This is a genomic window from Priestia sp. SIMBA_032 (assembly GCF_046535215.1).
Taxonomy (GTDB): Bacteria; Bacillota; Bacilli; order Bacillales; family Bacillaceae_H; genus Priestia; species Priestia aryabhattai.
This window is the reverse complement of the sequence record NZ_JAWRXD010000979.1, coordinates 1-260: the sequence shown is the minus strand read 5'-3', so window position 1 is coordinate 260 and position 260 is coordinate 1. Positions and strand designations below refer to the sequence as shown.

Here is a 260-nt window from a genome sequence, read left to right as displayed (position 1 = left end):
GCCGAAGATCGCGCGCACCCGATCGTTGACGGCGCTGAGTTGCTGGGGAGTGATCAGACCGCGGGCGATACCCGACTGGTTGCTGATCACCCCGATCGGGTATCCGGATTCGCGCAGGCTGTGCACCGCCTCCACCGCGCCTGCGGTCGGTGTCACGCGATCAGGATCCGCCAGGTAGGGCACGTCGACGATCAGCGTGTCGTCGCGGTCGAACAACAGCGCCGCCGGCCGATATGCCACGGGTGCGGGCTGCCAGCCAC

At 68.1% G+C, this 260-nt stretch carries 1 protein-coding gene; it reads right to left on the bottom strand.

What is annotated here, in order from left to right:
• On the bottom strand, nucleotides 1–240 hold a 240-nt coding region (locus SB717_RS37265), incomplete at its 3' end, for an HAD-IIIA family hydrolase (protein ID WP_410908142.1).
• Between the last annotated feature and the right edge of the window lie 20 nt (nucleotides 241–260).